The 20,385-nt window shown below is 71.0% G+C and carries 30 protein-coding genes; all 30 read left to right on the forward strand.

What is annotated here, in order from left to right; all coding sequences use genetic code 11:
* Nucleotides 1-2 precede the first annotated feature (2 nt).
* The 30 genes from ACZ61E_RS20325 (at nucleotide 3) to ACZ61E_RS20470 (ending at nucleotide 19,921) form a co-directional block, all read left to right on the forward strand.
* Nucleotides 3-593: a hypothetical protein gene (locus ACZ61E_RS20325; RefSeq protein ID WP_469701204.1), complete on the forward strand. Its 591-nt coding sequence runs from the start codon at nucleotides 3-5 to the stop codon at nucleotides 591-593.
* An 81-nt stretch (nucleotides 594-674) separates the two neighbouring features.
* Nucleotides 675-1,532, forward strand: coding sequence for a hypothetical protein (locus ACZ61E_RS20330; RefSeq protein ID WP_469701206.1), 858 nt, complete (start codon nucleotides 675-677; stop codon nucleotides 1,530-1,532).
* The gene (locus ACZ61E_RS20335) at nucleotides 1,529-3,298 is read left to right on the forward strand and encodes an ATP-binding protein (protein WP_469701208.1); all 1,770 of its coding nucleotides are present in this window, start codon (nucleotides 1,529-1,531) and stop codon (nucleotides 3,296-3,298) included. Before ACZ61E_RS20330 ends, ACZ61E_RS20335 begins: the two co-directional genes overlap by 4 nt.
* A gap of 71 nt (nucleotides 3,299-3,369) precedes the next feature.
* Nucleotides 3,370-3,564: a hypothetical protein gene (locus tag ACZ61E_RS20340; RefSeq protein ID WP_469701210.1), complete on the forward strand. Its 195-nt coding sequence runs from the start codon at nucleotides 3,370-3,372 to the stop codon at nucleotides 3,562-3,564.
* 70 nt (nucleotides 3,565-3,634) lie between these two features.
* Complete coding sequence (locus ACZ61E_RS20345; RefSeq protein WP_469701211.1) at nucleotides 3,635-4,186, forward strand: DUF6197 family protein; 552 nt, start codon at nucleotides 3,635-3,637, stop codon at nucleotides 4,184-4,186.
* A 117-nt stretch (nucleotides 4,187-4,303) separates the two neighbouring features.
* A complete protein-coding gene (locus tag ACZ61E_RS20350; RefSeq protein ID WP_469701213.1) occupies nucleotides 4,304-4,444 on the forward strand; it encodes a hypothetical protein in 141 nt (46 codons plus the stop codon).
* A gap of 136 nt (nucleotides 4,445-4,580) precedes the next feature.
* A complete protein-coding gene (locus ACZ61E_RS20355; RefSeq protein WP_469701214.1) occupies nucleotides 4,581-5,351 on the forward strand; it encodes a hypothetical protein in 771 nt (256 codons plus the stop codon).
* A 100-nt stretch (nucleotides 5,352-5,451) separates the two neighbouring features.
* A complete protein-coding gene (locus tag ACZ61E_RS20360; RefSeq protein ID WP_469701216.1) occupies nucleotides 5,452-5,874 on the forward strand; it encodes an NUDIX domain-containing protein in 423 nt (140 codons plus the stop codon).
* 170 nt (nucleotides 5,875-6,044) lie between these two features.
* Nucleotides 6,045-6,422, forward strand: coding sequence for a hypothetical protein (locus ACZ61E_RS20365; RefSeq protein ID WP_469701217.1), 378 nt, complete (start codon nucleotides 6,045-6,047; stop codon nucleotides 6,420-6,422).
* 219 nt (nucleotides 6,423-6,641) lie between these two features.
* A complete protein-coding gene (locus ACZ61E_RS20370) occupies nucleotides 6,642-7,112 on the forward strand; it encodes an RRQRL motif-containing zinc-binding protein (protein WP_469701219.1) in 471 nt (156 codons plus the stop codon).
* Between the two features lie 31 nt (nucleotides 7,113-7,143).
* Complete coding sequence (locus tag ACZ61E_RS20375) at nucleotides 7,144-7,707, forward strand: hypothetical protein (RefSeq protein WP_469701221.1); 564 nt, start codon at nucleotides 7,144-7,146, stop codon at nucleotides 7,705-7,707.
* A 4-nt stretch (nucleotides 7,708-7,711) separates the two neighbouring features.
* Nucleotides 7,712-7,999 carry a hypothetical protein gene (locus ACZ61E_RS20380; RefSeq protein WP_469701223.1) on the forward strand — a complete coding sequence of 96 codons (288 nt, stop codon included), beginning with the start codon at nucleotides 7,712-7,714 and terminating at the stop codon, nucleotides 7,997-7,999.
* Nucleotides 8,000-8,161: 162 nt separating this feature from the next.
* On the forward strand, nucleotides 8,162-9,037 hold the full coding sequence (locus tag ACZ61E_RS20385) for a DUF6919 domain-containing protein (RefSeq protein WP_469701224.1): 876 nt from the start codon (nucleotides 8,162-8,164) through the stop codon (nucleotides 9,035-9,037).
* A 135-nt stretch (nucleotides 9,038-9,172) separates the two neighbouring features.
* Nucleotides 9,173-9,496, forward strand: coding sequence for a RapZ C-terminal domain-containing protein (locus ACZ61E_RS20390; protein ID WP_469701226.1), 324 nt, complete (start codon nucleotides 9,173-9,175; stop codon nucleotides 9,494-9,496).
* A gap of 1 nt (nucleotide 9,497) precedes the next feature.
* Complete coding sequence (locus tag ACZ61E_RS20395; protein ID WP_469701228.1) at nucleotides 9,498-9,875, forward strand: HIT family protein; 378 nt, start codon at nucleotides 9,498-9,500, stop codon at nucleotides 9,873-9,875.
* Nucleotides 9,872-10,369: a nucleoside 2-deoxyribosyltransferase domain-containing protein gene (locus ACZ61E_RS20400; RefSeq protein WP_469701230.1), complete on the forward strand. Its 498-nt coding sequence runs from the start codon at nucleotides 9,872-9,874 to the stop codon at nucleotides 10,367-10,369. The genes ACZ61E_RS20395 and ACZ61E_RS20400 overlap by 4 nt, the downstream gene beginning before the upstream one ends.
* Before the next feature lie 264 nt (nucleotides 10,370-10,633).
* Nucleotides 10,634-11,140 (forward strand): Pycsar system effector family protein, encoded by a 507-nt coding sequence (locus ACZ61E_RS20405; protein ID WP_469701232.1) that lies wholly within the window; start codon nucleotides 10,634-10,636, stop codon nucleotides 11,138-11,140.
* 8 nt (nucleotides 11,141-11,148) lie between these two features.
* Nucleotides 11,149-11,493 (forward strand): hypothetical protein, encoded by a 345-nt coding sequence (locus ACZ61E_RS20410; protein ID WP_469701234.1) that lies wholly within the window; start codon nucleotides 11,149-11,151, stop codon nucleotides 11,491-11,493.
* Nucleotides 11,490-12,476: an AAA family ATPase gene (locus ACZ61E_RS20415; RefSeq protein WP_469701236.1), complete on the forward strand. Its 987-nt coding sequence runs from the start codon at nucleotides 11,490-11,492 to the stop codon at nucleotides 12,474-12,476. Before ACZ61E_RS20410 ends, ACZ61E_RS20415 begins: the two co-directional genes overlap by 4 nt.
* A complete protein-coding gene (locus ACZ61E_RS20420) occupies nucleotides 12,473-12,748 on the forward strand; it encodes a hypothetical protein (protein ID WP_469701237.1) in 276 nt (91 codons plus the stop codon). Before ACZ61E_RS20415 ends, ACZ61E_RS20420 begins: the two co-directional genes overlap by 4 nt.
* 92 nt (nucleotides 12,749-12,840) lie before the next feature.
* Entirely contained in the window at nucleotides 12,841-13,632 is a 792-nt protein-coding gene (locus ACZ61E_RS20425; RefSeq protein ID WP_469701239.1) for a hypothetical protein, read from the forward strand.
* A gap of 204 nt (nucleotides 13,633-13,836) precedes the next feature.
* The gene (locus ACZ61E_RS20430; protein WP_469701241.1) at nucleotides 13,837-14,520 is read left to right on the forward strand and encodes a GGDEF domain-containing protein; all 684 of its coding nucleotides are present in this window, start codon (nucleotides 13,837-13,839) and stop codon (nucleotides 14,518-14,520) included.
* Nucleotides 14,517-14,957: an ASCH domain-containing protein gene (locus ACZ61E_RS20435; RefSeq protein ID WP_469701243.1), complete on the forward strand. Its 441-nt coding sequence runs from the start codon at nucleotides 14,517-14,519 to the stop codon at nucleotides 14,955-14,957. The genes ACZ61E_RS20430 and ACZ61E_RS20435 overlap by 4 nt, the downstream gene beginning before the upstream one ends.
* Nucleotides 14,954-15,235: a hypothetical protein gene (locus ACZ61E_RS20440; protein WP_469701245.1), complete on the forward strand. Its 282-nt coding sequence runs from the start codon at nucleotides 14,954-14,956 to the stop codon at nucleotides 15,233-15,235. The genes ACZ61E_RS20435 and ACZ61E_RS20440 overlap by 4 nt, the downstream gene beginning before the upstream one ends.
* A 118-nt stretch (nucleotides 15,236-15,353) precedes the next feature.
* The gene (locus ACZ61E_RS20445) at nucleotides 15,354-17,048 is read left to right on the forward strand and encodes a DNA cytosine methyltransferase (protein ID WP_469701247.1); all 1,695 of its coding nucleotides are present in this window, start codon (nucleotides 15,354-15,356) and stop codon (nucleotides 17,046-17,048) included.
* Nucleotides 17,049-17,246: 198 nt separating this feature from the next.
* Nucleotides 17,247-17,636 (forward strand): hypothetical protein, encoded by a 390-nt coding sequence (locus ACZ61E_RS20450; RefSeq protein ID WP_469701249.1) that lies wholly within the window; start codon nucleotides 17,247-17,249, stop codon nucleotides 17,634-17,636.
* A gap of 5 nt (nucleotides 17,637-17,641) precedes the next feature.
* Nucleotides 17,642-17,833: a hypothetical protein gene (locus ACZ61E_RS20455; RefSeq protein WP_469701251.1), complete on the forward strand. Its 192-nt coding sequence runs from the start codon at nucleotides 17,642-17,644 to the stop codon at nucleotides 17,831-17,833.
* 2 nt (nucleotides 17,834-17,835) lie between these two features.
* Nucleotides 17,836-18,462 carry an Lsr2 family DNA-binding protein gene (locus tag ACZ61E_RS20460; RefSeq protein ID WP_469701253.1) on the forward strand — a complete coding sequence of 209 codons (627 nt, stop codon included), beginning with the start codon at nucleotides 17,836-17,838 and terminating at the stop codon, nucleotides 18,460-18,462.
* A gap of 3 nt (nucleotides 18,463-18,465) precedes the next feature.
* The gene (locus tag ACZ61E_RS20465; RefSeq protein WP_469701255.1) at nucleotides 18,466-18,954 is read left to right on the forward strand and encodes a hypothetical protein; all 489 of its coding nucleotides are present in this window, start codon (nucleotides 18,466-18,468) and stop codon (nucleotides 18,952-18,954) included.
* 106 nt (nucleotides 18,955-19,060) lie between these two features.
* Nucleotides 19,061-19,921 carry a DUF5131 family protein gene (locus ACZ61E_RS20470; RefSeq protein WP_469701257.1) on the forward strand — a complete coding sequence of 287 codons (861 nt, stop codon included), beginning with the start codon at nucleotides 19,061-19,063 and terminating at the stop codon, nucleotides 19,919-19,921.
* Nucleotides 19,922-20,385 lie beyond the last annotated feature (464 nt).

Here is a 20,385-nt window from a genome sequence, read left to right on the forward strand (position 1 = left end):
CCATGAGCGAATCCGAAGCCCCCGCCGAGAGCGGCGGGGCGATCGAACCGACGAACGTACAGACCAGTGCTGAAGTCGCCGCCGCCAAGGGGCCCGACCTGCCTGCCCCGAACGGGGAGAGCGTCGTCTCACCCGCGAAGGACGAAGACGGCGATACGGGCGAGGCCGCTGACGACGGCGAACTGCCCGTCCTGAGCGGCGGCCGGATCGTCGACGTCATCGCGGACGCGATCACGTTCCTGATCGTCATCTCGCGCCTGGCGGTCGCGGCGATCGCTATGCGGGGACTCTCGCAGGCAGTGAACGGCGCGTACTCCTACGTCGAGGACTGCGCGAAGACCGTCGACGGACTTTCCGATCTCGCCGCAGCGCTGAACGTCGACGACTCCGTCACCTCCGCACACCACGATGCGGCAGCCACGATGCGCCAGTCCCTCGCTCTCGCCGACGCGCTGTCCGCCGAGGCGGCCGAGATGTCCACCGAGTTCGACAACGCGGCCCGTGACCACGAGTCGGACTACGGCGACGTGAACGAAGCGATGCAGGCCGGCACTTACGACGTTGCCGAGCGCGAGTGGTACAGCAACCGCTGACCCGAAAACCGTCCCGAAGGCACCGGACCCCTTGAACAAGGGGCGGTGCCTTCCGCATACCCCCGAAAGGAGCGCCCGGCGATGCCGCTGCGCACGTACATCCGAACCGCCCGCCGCGCCGGTACGGCCGCGGTCAGCGGCATCGGCCGTCTCGCGACCCTCGCCGGAGGCAGTGCCATGGCGGCAGGGCTGTTCACCGATTCCGCGACGGTGCCAGCGATCCTTACCACGATCGCAGCCGGAATCGGCGGGACGTTCCTGTCTCCCAGGCTCCAGCTCGCCCACCAAATGACCAAGCCCATCACGTTCACGATCTACCTGGCGCCCCACACCGTGCTCGTGGCGAACCTTGTCACCGAGCTCGTGTGGGACGCCACCGAGGGCCGCCTGGTACAGGGCGGCGTCGCCGTGCTGTGGACCGCCGGGGTGTGGTGGCTGCGACCCGCGCAGCTCGCCAAGCGCGTCGCGAAGTGGCCCGAGCCGGGCGTCGAGACCGACGGCGCCAGCGTCGAGGACGGCACGAGCGGCGAGGCCGGCGTTGCCGTCCAGATCCCCGACGACCCGGCCGCCCGGTGGTGGGCTCTGAACGCGGCGAAGAAGGGCGGCGTCGCCGCCGGCACGCGCGTGATCGGTGTCCGGGCGATCGAGGACCGGCGCCGTGTCGCTGTGGCGCTCGCCGCGACCGAGAAGGGCGAGCCCGTCCCCGACATCAGGCTCAAGGGCCTGTCGGCCCTGATGAATGTGCCCGAGTACCTCCTGGAAATGCAGGAGATCCCCGGGCGCGGCGCCGGTGTCGCGATGCTGCTGATCGGCCCCAAGCCCAAAGCGGCGCCTGCCGCGGACGCGGACGTGTGGTCCGAGATCGGCCGGTCCGCGCTGCCCGGCGTGACCCTCGTCGAGATCAACGAATACGACATGGGGGAGGGGCTCAGCCCGTGACGCCGGCGAACCTCGCGAGCAAGCACACCGAGGCAAAACAGGAGGTGATGCGCGAGTACATGCTCCGCACACGCCCCGGCGGCGTGAAAGGCGCCGACCACGATGCGCTGTGCGACCTGCTGGAAGTCGACGACCCCTCACGGGTGATCTTCGAGCAGGGGCGGGGGCGCCAGGCCGTCGTCCGTGTCTTCCCCGTGAACCCGCTCGCGAAGATGCGCGCGATCACCCTCGAAGACCTCCAGATGGACGAGAACGGCTGCATCCGCATCGGCTCGTACTACGACGGCGAGCCGCTGCGGATGCGGGTGCACGACCCCGAGACCGGCAACGCGCAGCGCATCATCATCTTCGGCACGACCGGCGCGGGAAAGTCCCGCGCCCTCCAGGCGTTCCTCGCCGCGTGCAAGCGCAACGGGATCGTCGTGCACCTCGCCGACCTGAAAGGCGGGCAGTCCGTACCCGAGGCGACAGACAACGTCGCCACGCACGTACGGTCACTGACGGACGCGATGGGCATGCTGCGCGCCGCCGTCGCGAAGGCCGAAGCCCGGTTCCAGAAGTACGCGCGCATGGGCCGCTCGGGCTTCCTCATCAACAACCCGGACCCCCTTGAGTACATCGTCATCGACGAGGCCAACCGCCTCCTGGAGAAAGGATCACCATTCCGGGGCGAGGCAGCCCGGCTGATCAAAGAACTCGGGCGCACCGGGCGCAGCGTCGGTATCGGAATCGTGCTCGCCGCGCAGGCCGGACACCTCGACGAACTCGGCGGTTCGGACACGCTCAGAGCCATGTTGAAAGAGGGCGAGGTCATCCTTCTCCGGTGGTCCTCGCAGATGATGGCCGCCCTCGTCGGCGACGGACTTCTGCCGACGGGCGAGAACCTCCAGCCCATCCCGAAGATCCTCGGCCGCACCCGTCGCATCCAGCGATGGGGAACACCGGTCGACCGAAGCGAGGACAAACCGAACAGCCAGGGCATGTGCTACCACCTGACGTCGGCGCGGCCCTCCAGCATGGCCAGGTACTTCCTTGTCGGCTCGCTCTCGCCGCACGAGGGATACGACCCCGTCATCCGTGAGCTCTACGGCACAGGTGAACCGCCGGGCGAGGCCCTGACACTGATCTCCCTGTCACCGTCGAACGGCAAGGGAGGAGAAGAAGCAGACGACGACGAAGGCGACTTCGCCGATGACGAGGACGGCGAGTCCGGACTCGAATCGCTGCCGGCGATGCCGCGGACCTTGAAGGAACGGATTCTCGCGGCACTGGACAACGGCCCCCTGTCCGAAGCGGACCTACTCGCGGCTCTCGACGAGGACGGCGGGAAGGAAGCCAAACGCGGCAGTGTCCGCACCACGATCAGCACCCTCCGAGGCGACGACATGATCGCCCCGAAGCACCCATCAGGCCTGATCAGCCTGTGCGATGCGCGGGAGTCCCGCCAGGCACCCGCCAGGGCCGCCGCGGCGGCCGGGGGCGCCGATCGCCGGCCCCGGACGATGCCGGACGGGGTCACACCGGACCTGCTCCTGATGGCCGCCGAACTGGTCATCAGCAGCCGGTTCGGCTCGCAGTCCATGCTCCAGCGCAAGCTGCGCGTCGGGTTCGCGCTCGCCGGCGCCCTCATGGACGCCCTGGAGGCTCGTGGCCTGGTCGGCAAAGCAGACGGCTCCCGGGCCCGCGAGGTCCTGGTGCCCACCGGCGCCGAGGAGGACGTGCTGCGCGAGCTCGGCGCCGACCTGGAGCCCGTCCTCCAGGACTGACCCTCCCGCACACCCCGCAGGGCCCGGCCGCACCGGCCGGGCCCTGCCCTCACCTGGAAGGACACAAGCCCGTGGCCGTATCCATCTCCGCCGTCGTCCTGCTCGGCATCGCCGTCTTCTTCCTGCTCCGGGGCGGCTCCGTACGCCCCCTGCCCGCCCTGGCCTGCGCCGGATTCGGCTTCTTCCTCGCCTCCACCAGCATCGCGCCCACGATCACGGGCGCGATCGGTGCCCTCACCGGCTGGATCTCCGGCATCAGCATCTGAAACCGCCCCGACGCCGGCGTCGAAGGCGCCACCCACCCACGCCTTCGACGCCCCCGAGGGAGGCCCCGTCATGCCCCCGCCAACGACCAGCACCCCCACAACGAAGGACCCCGCGCAGACCACCCAGGCACCCACCACGGTCGAGTTGTCGCTCGAAGAGCGCCTCACGCTCGCCACCACAGCGATAACCATGCGACTGGACGAGGCGGCCGCCGCCTACCTGGTCAACACCGCGCACATCGCGACTGCCCCGGTCGACCTGGCCGACATCCTCACCGTTCCCCTCACCCCGACGCTCCAGCCACAGGGCCCCGCGTACCGGACGCCGGTCGCGGCCCTCCTCCAGCGCGCCCACCACCGCCTGCTCACCGGCGGCTGGTGCACCGGCGCGCTCCTCGACCCCGAAGGCGCCCGCTGCTTGTACGGGGCCATCCGCGCCGAGGCCCGCGGCGACCACCGGTTCGAAGCCGACGCGGCCGCCGTGCTCCTGGAGGTGATCCGCCGCCAGTTCGGCGACGACGTCGACTCCGTGCCCGCGTTCAACGACGCGTTCGGCACCGGTCGCGTCCCGGTCCGGATGCTCGACCAGGCCGCCGACCTCGCCGACGCCCGCGGCCTCTGACCCATCCCGCCGCCCGGACCCACTGCTTCGTGCCCGAACCCCCTCCGCCGTGCGGGGAGTCGAGCACGGGCCAGGCCGCCCGGCCCGCACCACCACACGCACCGAGGAGATCTCCCCATGGCCCGACGCTCACTGCCCCGCACCCGCCGCGTACGCACCCTGCCCGCGGCCGTTCTCCGCTGGACGTGCAGCGGCTGCAACTACCCGGACAACGGGGACGACGCCGGCAACTGCGGGGGCTGCAACCGCCCCTGGTAGTCCCGCCCCACTCGGCCTGACCAGCCATCGAGGTGACCGTGCCCGCCGCCCCCGCGACGGGGACGTCGGGCACGGCCTTTCGTAAACAGCCGGTCACCCGTACACGACAGTCGCCCTCTTGAAGGAGAACCCTCCCGTGGCTGACCACAACGACCGAACCCCGCAAATCCCCGGCCAGCGTCAGCAGTCCCCGACCCCGGAACCGGCGGCCGAAGAGACGAACCCGCGCCTGGCCGCCCCGCTCGCGTGGTGGAACACCGCCTGGAACCAGGGCGGTGTTCTGCACGACCGCTGGGAAGACCTGCGCCGGGCCCCCGAGTTGGGCTGGCACGGCATGGCCAACTGGGTGAAAGCCGCACTCGGGCTCGCCGGGATCTGCGCGGTCATCGTCCTTCTGGACGGTGCGACCGACGTCCTGGCCGACGCGATGCACCGCCTGTCACCGGACGTCCAGGTCGGCGAGAACACCGCTACCGGAGTGTGGGCCACGATCGACAACCCGGTCCGCTCCTACATCGCCGCCCACTCCGCCGGCCTGACGATCAGCGCCTCCACCGTCTACACGCTGTGGCAGTTCACCGGCCTGTTCTCCCTGATCGCCGGGTTCATCACCCGCAGCAACGGGGTGCGGCTCACCTGGGCGGCTTGGGGGTTCGCAGGCGTGGCGATGGTCTGGACAACCACTCCGGACACCTCGCGCACCGTCGCCACCGCCATCGCCGTCCTCGCCTGGACGGCCGCTTCGGCCTTCGCTCTTCGCGGGCTGAATCTGCGCCCGCGCGTTTTCGCGCACGTCTCCACCGGCGGTCCGGAGATCACCGTCCAGCCCCAGATCCACATCCCCGCCCCGGCCACCCCGCCGACCGGCGACGCCCCCGGCAATGTGCACCCGCTCCAGGAACGCTGACCGGTCGCTCCGCCTGGTCCTCGCCCACCCGATCCGGGGTGAGCGAGGACCGGACAGGCCGCCCGGCCCACCCCGTGTCACCGACCGAAAAGGGATCACCATGACCGACACCGTTGACGAGACGATCCACCTCACCGCCGACGTCGTCCTGTTCGCCGGTGGGCACGTCCTGCTGATCGAGCGGGGCTGGGACCCGTTCGCGGGCCGGTGGGCGCTGCCCGGCGGATACGCGAACGCCGGCGAGGAAGTCCTGAAAGCCGCAGTGCGTGAGCTGGGGGAGGAGACCGGCATCGCGCTCTCCACCGCCGAGCTCCGGCAGGTCGGCCCCTACCACGCCCCGGGCCGCGACCCCCGCGGCCGGGTCGTGACCATCGCCTACACGGCCACCCTGCCCGCGCTCGTCCAGCCGACAGCCGGGGACGACGCGACAAACGCCCGCTGGTGGCCGCTGGACGCGCTCCCGGACCTCGCGTTCGACCACGACCAGATCCTCGCGGACGCCCAGGCGCTCGCGGTGGCCTGACCCCCGCCCCGTACAGCCGCACCCGGTCGACGACGTGAACTCGTCGACCGGGTGCGGCTGTTGACGCGTACCGGTTGCTCTGCCTGTTCCTCGCCCGCCCGCATTCGGGGTGGGCGAGGACCGGGCAGGCCGCCCGGCCCGCACCACCTTGACCGACGAAGGAGCTACGGATGAGTCCCACCCTGGACGTTGCGCGAGTACCGGCAGCGCCGGCCACGCACACCCTGCGGATTCTCCCCACCCCGACCGACCCCGCCCCGGCCCGCGTGGTGGTGTCGTCCGCCTCTCCGGTTCCGGGCCTGCACGTGTACCAGCTGCCCGAGACGGTGAACGCCGGCGACTTCTACCGGTGGCGCATCGGCCACCACACCGGGGTGGCTCTCGCCGTCGCTGAGACCGAGGCCCATGCCCTGAAGGGCGCGACCGAACTCGCCGGCCTCACCGACTGGACCAGGGACAAGGCCGTCGTCGCGGATGCTCTCTCCGGCCGTACCGGCGAGATGACCACCCGGCTGAAGCGGGCCCAGTGCTTTCGAGCCGGCTACTGACCCGCTCACCGGAGCGAGATCTGACCGCATCCGCCCCTACAACCGTGCCCCACCGGGCTGTTCATCGGTGGGGCACGGCTGTTGCCCGCGATCTTCGCATGGAGGACTGCTCGTGCTCATTCCCCGACCGCGCCGCCGGATCGGCCGCCCGCGCCCCTTCCGTCCCGGGCCCCGCTACCCGCATCGGCCCGTCCGGCTCCCCGCCCCGTGGAGCCGGTGATGCCCCGCACCAAGAGGCGCCGCCGCCGTGAGGTGGTGGTCAGGGTGTTGCGCGGGGCCGGCGGGCTGCCGGAGTACGACCGCGGCACCGTCCCCGAGGGACTGGTTACGAGGCGGCAACTGCGGGACAGGAATCTGAGCCCCGGCGGGCACGGCCCGGTCGCGATCCTGCGCTGCAAGGCTTGCTCCTACACGCCGCAATGGTCATGCACGCACCCCACCCGCGCCTTCCTGCGCAGCGTCGACCTGGCGAAACCCAAGCGCGTGCCGACGCTCGCTCAGGAATGGGCGCTGGACCGTGCGATGGCCGCTCGCCAGACATGCCCCAAACCCAAGTGCGGCCGGCGGTACGAGTTCTGTCTGCCGTTGCGCTCGATCGGTTCCTGCCTGGAATGTCACGACGGGACCCCGGCGGACCCGACCACCTACACCACATCCCCCGCGCCGACCGTCCACCGGCTGGCCGCCTGACCCATCCGTCTTCCCGAATTGAGGGAGCACCATGGCACTGAGCCTGCTCAACCGTCGTCCCGCCGCTCCGCCGAGCACCACGGCGTGGACCCCGCCGGGCACCACCGTTGTCCAGCGGTACCGCGGCGCCGTCGGAGCGGGGGAGGGCGCGATCGTCCTCGTCTACACCGCGGATGGCGACCAGGGATCGTCGTCCTTCGCCGCCGCCTGTCTCGGCTGTACGTACCGCGTCACACGCAATCAGTACGACACCGCGTGGCTGTCCGAAACCGAGGCCGCCGACCTCGCCAACACGCACGCCACCACCTGCCGCGCGCTGGACCGTGGCATCCCGGCCCGACCCGGCGACGACCAGGCCGCGAAGATCGTGCGCGACCGGCTGTGGGGCCTGCGCCCGTACGGCACCACCAGCCCCGACTACGTCTTCCTGCGCAACTTCCACGCGGACCGCGTCGAACTCCAGCGCCCGGCGGACTTCATCAACGAGTCGATGCTCCAGCTCGCCGAGTCCGAGCCCGGCTTCGTGACCGCCCAGCCCCATTCCAGCGGCCGGGGAGTCCAGTTCCTGGTCCAGCCGCACCCTCCACGGGACTGACGCGGTGCGCGCCGGAAGAACGGCCGCGCTGGTCGCGGCCGCCGTCCCGCTCACCGCTGTGGCGATCGCCGCCGTACTCAAGGCCGGCTCGTGGAAGCTGACCGTCTCGCGGAACACCGTCCGGCTCTCCCCCCGCCCCCGTCCGGGCTGCCCCGACTGCAAGGGCGCAGGCGGCTGGTGGTCCGACGGTCTGTATCCGGGCGGCGAGGTGTGCTGGTGCTGGGACCGTCCCGTACGGACCGTGCGGCTTCTGCCGGACCGGGACCCCTGGCCTGACGAGCCCCCGTTCTGAACATGTCCGCCCCGGCCTTACAGACCGGGGCGGACGAATGGGCGCGCTGCGGATCACCAACGAGCTGTCGCGTCCTACATGTCACCACCCCGCCGCGGAGGCGCACGCCCCGCCGAGCTCTTGGAGGACCCGTTGAAACTGCCGCGGTTGAAACTGCCCTGGATGAGCCTGCCCGACCGGCGACACTGGCGGGCACCGCAGAGCGCCGCCGGCCTCGGGGAGCCGATGGCCCTGTGGCTGGAGGGCACGATCCGGTCCTGGCCCGGATACGCCCCGCGTTACGGCCCCGATGAGGAGACGGCCCACCTGGTCCCGACGCTCGCCGCCCTGAACCGCGCCGGACTCGTCACGGTCGCCTCGCAGCCCGGCCAGGCCGGGCCCGGTGTCGACGGCCAGTGGTGGGAGCAGCGCGCCGCGGTGGAGGGATACGTCAGCGACCACGCCCTGTACGCGCGGCTCATGGACCTGGCTGGCGAGGCCGGACTCATCACCGTGACGAACGACCCCGTATTCGGGTGCTACGAGGACCCGGAAGTCGTCACCACCTGCGCCGGTGAGCCGATCACGTGGTTCGGCCACCACCTCAGCTCCCGCGACATGCGCGTCCAGTGGCCGCACATCAGCCCGGCCGCGTTCTCCGACCTCCACGATGCCATCAGCCTCGCGATCACCGCCCCGGAATACGGGGCTAGCGGCGAGCGCCTGTGGCACGTCCTCGGCTCGCTCACGGCCAGCAACGACGGCGCGTACGGCGGCACTACCGCTCTCCCCTCGCGGCCGGCTCCGGTGAGTCATGTGGCTGCGCTCCTGGCCCCGAAGCCGACGCGTTCGGTGCCGCCGCGGGCGTCGCGGTCGACGGAGCCCCGGCCACTGGCGTCGTACGAACTGGCGGGCCGGGAAGCGTGCCAGCTGTGCGGTGAGCCACCGGTGGAGGGCACGCACGCCTGGGACGACCGCGGGGACTACCAACTTCTGTCCAACCACACCTTCAAGTGCGCGAACGGGCACGGCTGGAGACACAGCACGGACGGGGGCTGACGGAGGGCCGCGTTCCGTCCCCGGCGGCCTCCACGAAACGCCCCGACGACGACCCGCCGTCCCCACACACACGACGAAAGGCCCCCACCAGCGATGGTCAACGACCACACCCCGGTACAACCGACCCGTACAGCCGTGCACATAGTCTCCTTCGGCTACCTGCACGGCCCGCTCCTCGACGACAACGGCGGTCCGCTGCCCGTCGACCAGCAGGTCGACGGGCGCCGGCACTTCCGGGACCCGCACATCGACCCGGCACTGCGCCAGCTCACCGCCCTCGATGACGCCGTCCGTACGGCCGTGCGCAACACCCCGGGCATCACCGGCCTGGTCGCGATGCTCACCGGCGCAGTCCTCGCCTACCGGTCCGGCCCCAGCGCCCACCGGCACCCGGTCACGGTCGCCACGGGATGCGCCGGAGGCAGGCACCGCGCTGTTGACCGGACGAAGGAGTCCTGACGTGAAGACCTGCATCTTCTGCGCCATCGCCGTCGGGGAGGCCCCGGCCGCCATCGTGCGCGAATGGCCCGACGCCCTCGCGGTCCGCCCGCGCAGCGGCGGCGTTCACCCGGGTCATGTCTTCGTCCTGCCGCGAGTCCACGTTGAGGACGCTGGCACCGACCCGGAGGTGACCGCCGCGGTGATGCGCCGGGCCGCCGAGCTGATGGCCGAGCACCCCGCCGCGAACCTGATCACGTCCAAGGGGGAGGCGGCGACCCAGAGCGTCTACCACTTGCACGTCCACGTGGTGCCCAGGGAGATCGACGACGGCCTGCCGTTGCCCTGGATCCCGCAGCACGCCGCCCGGCGCGCCGCACAGAACGGCACCAGCTCGTGACCGTCGACCTCATCATGGCCCGCGAACCACTCCCGGCCGCGTCGTCCCCGTCCGTGTTCCTCGCCGGGCCCACACCGGACAAGAGCGCCTCCGTACCGTCCTGGCGGCCCGCCGCGGCGGCAGCCCTGGACGCGCGGTGGACCGGCGATCAGCCGCTCGCCGTGCTGAGTCCCGAGTCGCGGAACGGCCAGCGCGCCGACCGGTACGAGACCCAGGTCGACTGGGAGACCGACGCCCGCGCGGCGGCGACGGCGATCCTGTTCTGGATTCCCCGCGACCTGCGAACCCTCCCGGGGATGACCACCAACGTGGAATTCGGCCTGGACGTCAGCAGCGGCAGGGCCGTGCTGGGCTGCCCGCCCGACTGCCCCAACCCGGAGCGGAACCGGTATCTGATCTACGTTGCCCGCCGGCACGGCGTGCTCGTCTGCGAGACCCTCCCCGACACCGCAGCCGCCGCTCTCGCCCTGGTCGGTGCCACCTGCTCCCGGTAGTCCGGAAAACCACGGGCAGCGTCGCTCTCGAACTCGCCGACACGCTGCGCGAGCACGGCGTCAGCACCACGGTCACCCACCGCGACCTGCACCGCCCCGTCGTCGACCGCTGACGACAACACCTCACACAACGACAGCACGGCCCCGGCCACGTGATGGCCGGGGCCGACGACATGTCCAGGGGCGGCCGCAGCATCGGCAAATGAGGACGGCCGCCCCGGACATCCCCATCACCCCGAATCCGAGATGAGGAGCACCCTCAGCATGAACGATGGAACCCCCACCACCGTGAACGGCACGTCCCCGGCCCAAGGGCCGGGCCCCGACTATGACAAGCATCTGGATGCCGCCTGTGCGGAGGTGTCCGGTCAGATCGCCCGCACGGACAGCAAGGCCAGTCTGCTGCTCGCGTTCGACGGTGCGGTCCTCGCCGGTCTCGCCAGCGTCGCCGACAAGGACCTGCCGCTCGTCACCCAGGTCGTCGGCGGCGTCGCCGTCGCCTTCCTGGCACTCGCCGCCTGGTTGCTCCTGCTGGTTGTCCGGCCGAATCTGGGCGGCGGCAACCGGACCGTGCGGGAGGGATTCCCCTGCTGGGCACGGATGGAGGAATCCGACCTCCGGCGGGCGATGACCGAGGACACCCGCATTGCCCGCGTGAAGGCACTGTCGGGCATCGCAATGCGTAAGTTCCAGCTCCTGACCCGCGCGGTCGACATCATCCGCGCCGCGCTCGCCCTGCTCGCGCTGGCCACTGCCGGCACCGCGCTGTGACCCGCGCAGTGGTCACCCGAACCCGTGCGGAGCGCGTCCGCGCCTCCGCCGGGATCGCCCAACTCGCCCTCCAGCAGATCCAGAACGAACTCACCGCCGACGACATCGACCAGGCGGAGCTCGCCGCGATCCTGCGCGTGCTCATCAAGGACACCGACCCTCCGGGCGGTGTGGTCGGCGTGCTCGCGCAGCTGCTCAAGACCGCCGCGCGCCGTGCCGAGCAGATCGAGCCGGACCGCGACGGAGACGCCTCGTGCCCGCTGCACGAGGCCGCCGACCTTCTCACCGACAACGCCGGGATGCGCCTGATCTGGGCGGCCCGTTCCCTTCACTCCCAAGGAGAGCCCGTATGACCGCGCTGCTCGATCCCGCCCTCGAAAAGAACGCACTGGTGGTGCTCATCGGAGCTTCCGGGGCGGGTAAGTCCACACTGGCCGACACCTGGCCCGCCTCGCAGGTCCTCTCGCTGGACGCCCTGCGCGGCGCGGTCAGCGACGACCCCGGGGACCAGGACGCGACCGCAGACGCCGTCGACGCCCTGCACCTGCTGCTGGAGCGCCGGATGTCCCGCAAGCTCACGACCGTCGTGGACGCGACGAACCTCACCAGGGCGTCCCGCGAGCCGCTGGTCGCCGCGGCGAAGCGCCACGGCATGCGCACCGTCGCGATCATCGTCACCACCCCGCTATCAGTGTGTGTGGAGCGTCAGGGCCCGCGCCCGGCCAACCGCACCGTGCCTGAGACCGTGGTGCGAGATCAGCACCAGGCGATGGTCCGCTCCCACCCGACGCTGCTGAACGAGGGCTTCAACGAGATCGCCTTCTCCGACAGCCTGACCCGGCTGGAGCCGTTACTCCGCCGCCTGGCCACGGCACGCGAAGCCGACCTCGGTCGCGACGGCAACACCGGCTTGGGTGATCTGCTGCTGGCCCGCCGGTACTTCGGCCCCGAGATCCTGCCGCTGTGGCAGTGGAAGCCCGGCTCCAACCTCGTGACCGGCCGGGACCGCGTCGCGCAGGTCCGCCTCGGACAGCAGTACCTCACCCTCGCCTTCCGCGACGACGTCGACGGCCAGGGCGACTTCGGCTTCGACGTCCTGCTGCCCTGCCCCTTCGACGACGAATGCGTCGGCCCGGCCTGGGCGCCGGCCTACTCGGTCACCGACCTGCATCGCGCCCTGACCGGCGCCATGGACAGCGACCCGGACATCGACTGCACCGTCCACGGCAGCGTCGACGACATCGACCAGGAGGCCGCCGACCACGACCAGGACGACGACGACCCCGAAGGGCGCGCCGACCTCGAAGCGCAAGCCATGGACGCGGTCCGCGCATGACCGGAACACCCAACAACGACACATCGTGCAGCTGGGACCAGGCCGTCTTCAGCTGCGGCCGGTGCGGTGCCCAGCACACCGCAACCACTGAAGCCGACTACCTCAAGACCGCCGGCGTCCACGGCGACGCACACGCCGTATGGGACCGGCTCACCCCCGTCGAGCGCGACGGCTTCATCTCGATCCTGCGCATCCTCAATTCCGCGCAGGACCTTGCCACGGAGCTCCTGGCCCTAGCCGACCGGCAGCACCAGACCGAAGACGGCCGGTGAGCCACACCGCTCCCAGGCCGCACCCGCCCAGCCCGGCACCACCGTCCAGTGACGAGCGGCCCCGGCCGCTGACACCCCTCGTGGAGGACCACATGACACCCAGCACCCGGCCCGTCTACATCGCGACCCGGCCCGACGGCACCGTCCCGCCCACCGACAACTACCTCGCCCGGTACGCCCGCGAGCGCGGCGAGACCATCCCGACCGTCAACCTCGCCGACCACATCGGCCAGATCGTTGACCACCCCAGCCCGGGCCGGAAGTGGTACACCGACAAGCCGTTCGGCTACTTCCACATGTACACGCGGCCCGGCGAGATCCTGGAGCGCATCGAGGAGGGCTGGCCGGTGCGCCTGTGGATCGTGGAGCCGCTCGGTGAGACCGGCAACTGGGGCGGCCACTACTCCCCGTATTGGCTGATGTCCCAGCAGATCCGCGTCGTCGAGGAGACCGACGCCTGGAAGGCGTTCGGGCACCGCGGCGCACAGACCCTGGCCGCGATCGCCCAACTGCCTGACCTCGCCCGGCAGTGGGCCACCGAGTGGGCCGCCGACCCCGAGGGCACCCGCCGCACGTACACGGCATGGGAGAAGCGGGTGGACCGCACCCGGGCACTGACCGGCTGGGCATTCTGCCGGGCAGAGTACTCCCGGCGCGAGGCCGCGCTCCAGACGGCCAACGAGCTCGCCGGGGCCGCCGCCGCCCAGGCCGCCACCGCCGCCGGCGCCGCCCCGCACGCCGTCGCCCTGATCCAGCTGCGCGCCCGCTGCCTGGTCGCCGGTCAGCTCATGTTCGACCGCATCCGCAACGGCGAGTACGAGCAGTCGGTGCGGGCACTGCTGCTCGGTGCCGGGCTCGACACCCCCGCCCCCGCCCCCGCCTGACGGTTCTCCGTGCCGCCCCGGCTCCCGTACGACGGAGGCCGGGGCGGTCGCGGTGGTCCTTCAGTACCTGGTGCACGAAGCGAGACGGACCAACCACAGCACCTTCGCCTGTAGCTCTGCCCCGGGACAGCCGCACTGCTTGGCGGCTTCGACGGCCGCCCCGGGCCCACCCAACTCGTACGAGACGAGAGGGAGATCCTCAGTATGGACTCCGTTCTGCGCGTCCAGGGCCGGTTCGGCCCGCGCACCCTCCTGATCACCACCGTCGTACCGCTGACCGGCTGGGCCGTGCACGCCGTCGCGCTTCACCGGCGCCTGGCCGACGCCCGCAAGGATCAGCTCACCGGCCTGCCGTGCCGGCCCGAGTTCGTCGCCTACGGCGAGCGGGTCCTGCGCACCCGCCGCCGGGACACCGTGCATGTCCTGCTGCTGGACGGGGTCGACTTCAAGGGCGTCAACGACACCTACGGCCACCCCGCGGGCGACACCGTCATCCAGACCATGGGCCGGCGCCTCGCCCGCTGGAGCTCCAGCCGTACGGCGCTCGCGGCCCGGCTGGGCGGCGACGAATTCGCCGTCTGCGCCGTGTTCCCGCCGTCGACCGCCCTCGCGGAGATCACCGAACTGCGCGAGCAGCTGCAACAGCCCCTCCAGTACGAAGGGCACACGCTGCGCGTGGACGTCTCGATCGGCATCTCCCGCGCGGCAGACCTGCCCGGCGAGACCATGAGCCGGATCCTGCGCGGCGCGGACGCCGCCATGTACAAGGTCAAAAAGGAGTGGGAGACGTTTCCGTACTTTGCGACGCGGGCCGACGCCTACGCGAAGACGATCAACGGCCGCCGCGTCGGCCGCCGTGGCACGCATGCTCCGGCGCGTGCCGCGTGAGCGCCGCCGAACAGGGCGGCGACTGGATCCGCGGCATCACCATCAAACAGCCGTTCACGGCAGCGATCCTGACCGGGTCCAAGACGATCGAGAACCGGGGACGCCGCTGGTCGTGGCGCGGCCTGGTGCTCCTGCACGCCGGCCAGAAGGTCGACGAGCAGGCTCTGCGCGAGCCGCTGATCGCCCGTACGGTCCGCGGACGCGAGCTGGTCACCGGCGCCGTGCTCGGTGTCGCCCGGCTCGCCGACTGCCACCAGAGCACGGCCAGCGGGCCGCCCTGCACATGGTGGGCGGAACCCGGCCAATGGCACCTGGTCCTCACCGACGTCCAGGAACTCGCGCGCCCGATCCCCGCACAGGGGCAGCTCGGGCCGTGGAAGCCCACCGAGGAACTCGTCGACCGGGTACTCCAGCAACTGCCCCATCTGCGGCCATGACCCGCAAACGCAGAACGCAGCCGGAGTTCGAGCCGAGCTGCGTTCCGGTCCCCGGCGCCCTGCTCGACTGGCGCGACGCCCGGCAACTCGACCGCTACCAGGGCGTGCCCTGCGTTCTGTGCGGGCGGCCCACGCCGATGCGCTCCCACCACAGCGAGCCCGTCCACAAGACCTGCGCCGAAGCCTGGATCGCCGCGAACCCCGCCGAAGCCCGCCTCGGCCGGTTCGCCTTCGACCTCCAGCCGAACAGCCGCAACAAGGCAGACGACCACGCCTGACCCCGCGCCCGCGTGACGGCCGATCCGGAAGCCAGCACACCCGCCGGCCGTCACGGGGCGCGCCACACCTCTCTCTGACGAATCTCCGCCATGCCCCACACCGCGAAGGAGCCGCCTGATGGCCAACGCGACCAAGAAGAGACGCACAGCTACACACCGGCCAGCCGTACGACGCCGCCGGTTCCGCCACGACGACCTCGTCGCGGTCGACCTGTTCTCCGGCTTCGGAGGACTCACCGAGGGAATCAGGCGAGCCGGCTTCACAACGATCATGGCCGCGAACCACAACCCATACAAGGTCGAGGTCCACGAGGCGAACCACCCCGAGGCCGCGCACTGGATCGCCGACCTCGTCGACCCCGAGGCGGCGGACTACCACTCGGCCCGGGACCTCCCCGCAGCCGACCTGCTGGTGGCCGGAGTTTCGTGCGTTAATCACTCGCTCGCCAACACGGTCAAGGCGTACGAGCAGGGCGGGACCCTGTTCGAGCTGGAGGACCCCGACTACGAAGCACGCGTCACAAGGTCCGAACGGGACCGGGCGACCGCGAACTGTGTCCTGCACTACGCCGCCCAGCACCGCCCGCGGATGATCCTCGTCGAGTGCACCACCCAGCTCACCTCATGGGGACCCGCCCTGCCGGGCCGCCCGAAGGTCGGGGACGGCACCACCTACCGGTGGTGGCTCACGCAGTTCGACCTGCTCGGCTACAACCACAAGGTCCTGTACCTGAACTCCCAGTTCTTCGGGGTCTCGCAGTCCCGAGACCGCGGGTACTGGGTGTTCGTCGACAAGTCCCTGCCGATGCCCGACCTGGAGCACCGGCCGGAGTCGCGCTGCGGCCGCTGCGACAAGGACGTCGAGGCAGTGTGGACGTGGAAGACCGGCATCACGGCAACCGGCACGGTGATGTACGGCAAGCAGTACGAGTACCGGTGCCCGTCCTGCCGCCGCCCGGTCGTCCCGCCGATGACGCCGTCGCTGTCCGCGCTCGACCTGACCAACCTCGGCACACGCATCGGCGACAAGCCCATCAAGACGTTCAAGGACGGCTTCGTCGGGCCGCTCGCGCGGTCGTCGATGGAGCGGGCGGAGCGCTGCCGCCGGCGCTTCGCTGACTTCCCGGCGATCCTCATGCCGGCGAAGGGTGTGCGCGGAGAGCGGCTCCTGCTGCCTATGGCGGCGCGGAACAGCCAGCAGGAGACCGCGATCCTGCCACCGGTTGTCCAGTCGCTGTGGGCCGAGGAAACCCCTGACGGACTGACCGCACCGGCGATGGCGCTCGCGGTGGACAACTTCCAGGGTGCCGCACGCGGCGCCGGGGAGCCGCTGCCGACACAGGTCGGGTCGGAGACCCTCGCCATTCTGTCCTCCGGCGTCATCCCGTACCGGAAGAACACGGTGCCCACGCTGCACAGCGAGGCGATGCCCACGTTCACCTCCGAGCAGATCCCGGCGGTACTGACGGCCGCCGGCTGGTACAAGCAGAACGGCCCCACCGGCAACGAAACGGCGCCTCACCCGGTCACGGATCCGCTCGGCACTCTCACCTCACGCGACACGACCGCGCTGCTCATGGCCCAGTGGCAGGCGTCGCTCACCGAACTGCCGCTGGAGGAGTGCTTCTACCGGATGATGTCGGCGCACGAGATCGGGCGTGGCTGCGGCTTCGATGTCGACTTCAACGACTACCGCGGCACGTTCACCGTCTGGGGCTCCGCCAGTAAACAGGTCGACGGCTTCGGCAACGCCGTCTCCCCGCAGGTCGGCACCTGGATCGGATCCCGACTCCGAGCCAGCATCCACGGCTGAGACCGCGGGTCTCCACGGGAGCCGCAGCGCCAGCCACCCCCGCCCCCGCCGGGCGGGGCCCTGGCCCAGGCAGCAACGCACCAGTCCAACGACTGCCGAGACCTGACGGTCCGGCCCACGGCGACGCCCCGGGGCGGTCCGCTCCGTCACTGGCCATTCCGCCAGTCGGACACCCCCCGGGGCTCCATCCACTTTCGCATGTTCAAGGAGCCCCTCACCATGCAGTTCCCCGTCATTCCCCTGGACCGGCTCATCGGTGCCGAGCGCGCCGCCGAGTTCATCAACAGCCTGGTCCGCGACCTCATCACCCAAGACCTGCTCCCGGAGCCGGCCGCCTGCCGGATCGTGTGCGAAGGCGTCCTGGACGGCGACCCGTTCCTCCTCACCGACCCCGGCCAGGCGTGGGTCCCGCGCCCCGGCACCACCGGCCCCACCCCTGGGCTGCTCCTGATCGTCCAGCGGGACGCGGACCAGCTGACGGTGGAGGACGAGCACGGGCAGCGGCACCGGATCCCGGTCTGCGCCCTGAACTCCTACCGGCTCGACCAGTGGTGCTGGGCCCGGCCCGACACCACCAGCCGGCGGTGAGCGCCATGTCCGGCATTCCCACCGACCCTGCCGTACTGGCCGCCGACGACCGTGCTCTGGCCTACCCCGAGCCCGAGCCGCACCCCCTGTGGTCGCACTCCGGCCGGTCCCGCTACGGACCACTCACACCCGAGCAGCGGCGGCACAACCAGAAGGTTCTGCTCCGTGGACTGCGCGAGGACAGGGAGGCGGCGTAACGATGCCCGACCAGTTACCGGAAGCCGAAACGCTGCTCTTCACCCCCAGCTCGCAGGAACAACTCGCCGCCGCGTCCCGCGTGACCGCGCGTCACGCCGCCAGCAAGGAGGACCTGGTCCTCCTCCTTCACGCCGTCGGCCTGCCCGCCGACGACGACGACCTCACCGCCCTGTTCCCTCTTCTCCCCAGCTCCGAAGGAGACCCCGGCATGCCTGAGAAGACCACGGCCAGCCCGAGCGAGATCGAGGCGACGGTGCTGTCCATGCACACCGCCGACAAATCCATGGCGGAGATCACCGAGGCGACCGGCCTGCCCACGGAGGAGATCACCACGCTCATCAGCAACCAGGAGCGTCAGTTCGACGCGGACGTCGCCAGGGCCAAGAAAGACCTGGAAGAGGCCCAGGAGAAACTGCGGGCCGTGAAGACCGGCACCCGCGCCGCAGCCAGCCCCGCCGCGGCCACCGCGCCGACACCGATCGGTACACGCAGCAAGGAGGAACTGGCCGCAATCCGCACCTGGGGGCGGGCCAACGGACATCAGGTCGCCGACCAGGGCAGGGTCCCGAAGGCAGTCGTGGACGCGTACGACACGGCCCACCGGGCGCCGGCCGTGAAGGCGGGCTGACCTGTGACCACCGACGCGATAGTCCTCGAAGGCTTCCTGGACAACCAGGCCGTGCCCGGCCTGCACGCCAGCACCGCCCGCTTCCGCCTCACCGTCTCCCCGACGGACGACCTGGTCGACGACATGATCCTGCCGTGCGCCATCACCGACCCGGTCATGGCGCACGCCGTACTCCACGAACTGCAACCCGGCGACCAGCTGCGTATCACCGGCCACCTGTATCTGCCCCGCACACCGCACGAACCGATGTGGCTGGCCGTGAGCACACTCGAAGTCCTCGAAACCGCCCCGCTCATGAGCGCCCCTCAGACCGCCGTCACCACGGTCATAGAACGGTACGGCCCGTACGTCTGCTGGTTCGACGCCGACTCCGAGAACGGCGTGCCGGTATGGACGGAAACCGGCACCTGGGTAGGCGTCGCGGCCGACCCGGGCGAACTGCACGAACTCTTCGAGGCGTTCGAGCAGCGCCAAGCCGCCGACGACACATGACACCAACTGTGGCGCCGGCCCCTCGTACGCGACGAGCACCCGGGCCGGTGCCACGAGCGCTCCGCTCCCACGACGCCAACCAGCCGATCACGGAGACAACAACACGATGGACTCAAGCATCGAGTGGACCGACCTCACCTGGAACCCCACCACCGGATGCGACCGGGTGTCCCCCGGATGCGACCGGTGCTACGCGCTGACCCTGGCCAAGCGACTGAAGGCCATGGGCTCGGCCAAGTACCAGCGCGACGGCGCCCCGCGGACGTCCGGGCCCGGATTCGCCCTGACCACCCACGAGGACACCCTGTACGCGCCGCTGCGGAAACGCGACGGAAAGAAGATCTTCGTCACCAGCATGTCCGACCTGTTCCACCAGCAGGTCCCGGACGCGTTCATCGCCCGCGTCTTCGCGGTCATGGCGCTCTCACCGCGCCACACGTACCAGGTCCTCACCAAGCGGCCTGCCCGGATGCGCGCCCTGCTGAACAGCTACGCATTCAGGTCGGCTTGTGAGGACGCCGAAGCCGAGATCATGGCCGACGAGAAGGCGCCGATTCCCCGCTACAAGCGCACCCAGTGGCGCACCCAGTGGTGGAGCCACTTCGCCAAGCCGCTGCCGAACGTGTGGCTGGGCATCAGCGCCGAGGACCAGAAGCGCGCCGACCAGCGCATCCCCGCACTGAAAGACACCCCCGCGGCTGTTCGGTTCCTGTCACTGGAACCCCTCCTCGGGCCACTCCACCTCGACCTCACCGGGATCTCCTGGGTGATCGCCGGAGGAGAAAGCGGACCTCTTCACCGGCCCCTCGACCTCGACTGGGCTCGCGAGATCCGCGACCAGTGCACCGCACACGGAACGCCGTTCCTGTTCAAGCAGGTCGGCGGGCTCACCCCGAAGTCCGGAGGACGTCTTCTGGACGGCAGGACCTGGGACGGCTACCCCGCGTCCCCGGCCACCGTCCGGTAACGGGGGAGACCGCCGGCGACGGCATGACCGGATGTGGCTACCTCTCGAACGCGGCCAGTCCGTCACCGTGATCACCGGCTTCAGTACCCGCCGCGCCCCCTCAATCAGCGGCGACGGAGTCACTTCCACTGGCCCCAGGCCAATCGCCAGCGGCCGGGCCCGGGAACGCCGCAATCCTCCGGGCAGACAGTTCGATCACCATCCGCCCCTTTTCGGGGCCTGCCGCTCGCCGGCGGATACGCACCCTCCGGCCTGTGACCACCGGACGCACCGAAGTGGTGCCACGGGCGCTCGTCGACCAGACGTAGTGGGGGGGGGGGGGGGGGGGGGGGGGGGGGGGGGGGGGGGGGGGGGGGGGGGGGGGGGGGGGGGGGGGGGGGGGGGGGGGGGGGGGGGGGGGGGGGGGGGGGGGGGGGGGGGGGGGGGGGGGGGGGGGGGGGGGGGGGGGGGGGGGTTCTTCTTTT

It is taken from the genome of Streptomyces sp. NPDC104581 (assembly GCF_055583685.1).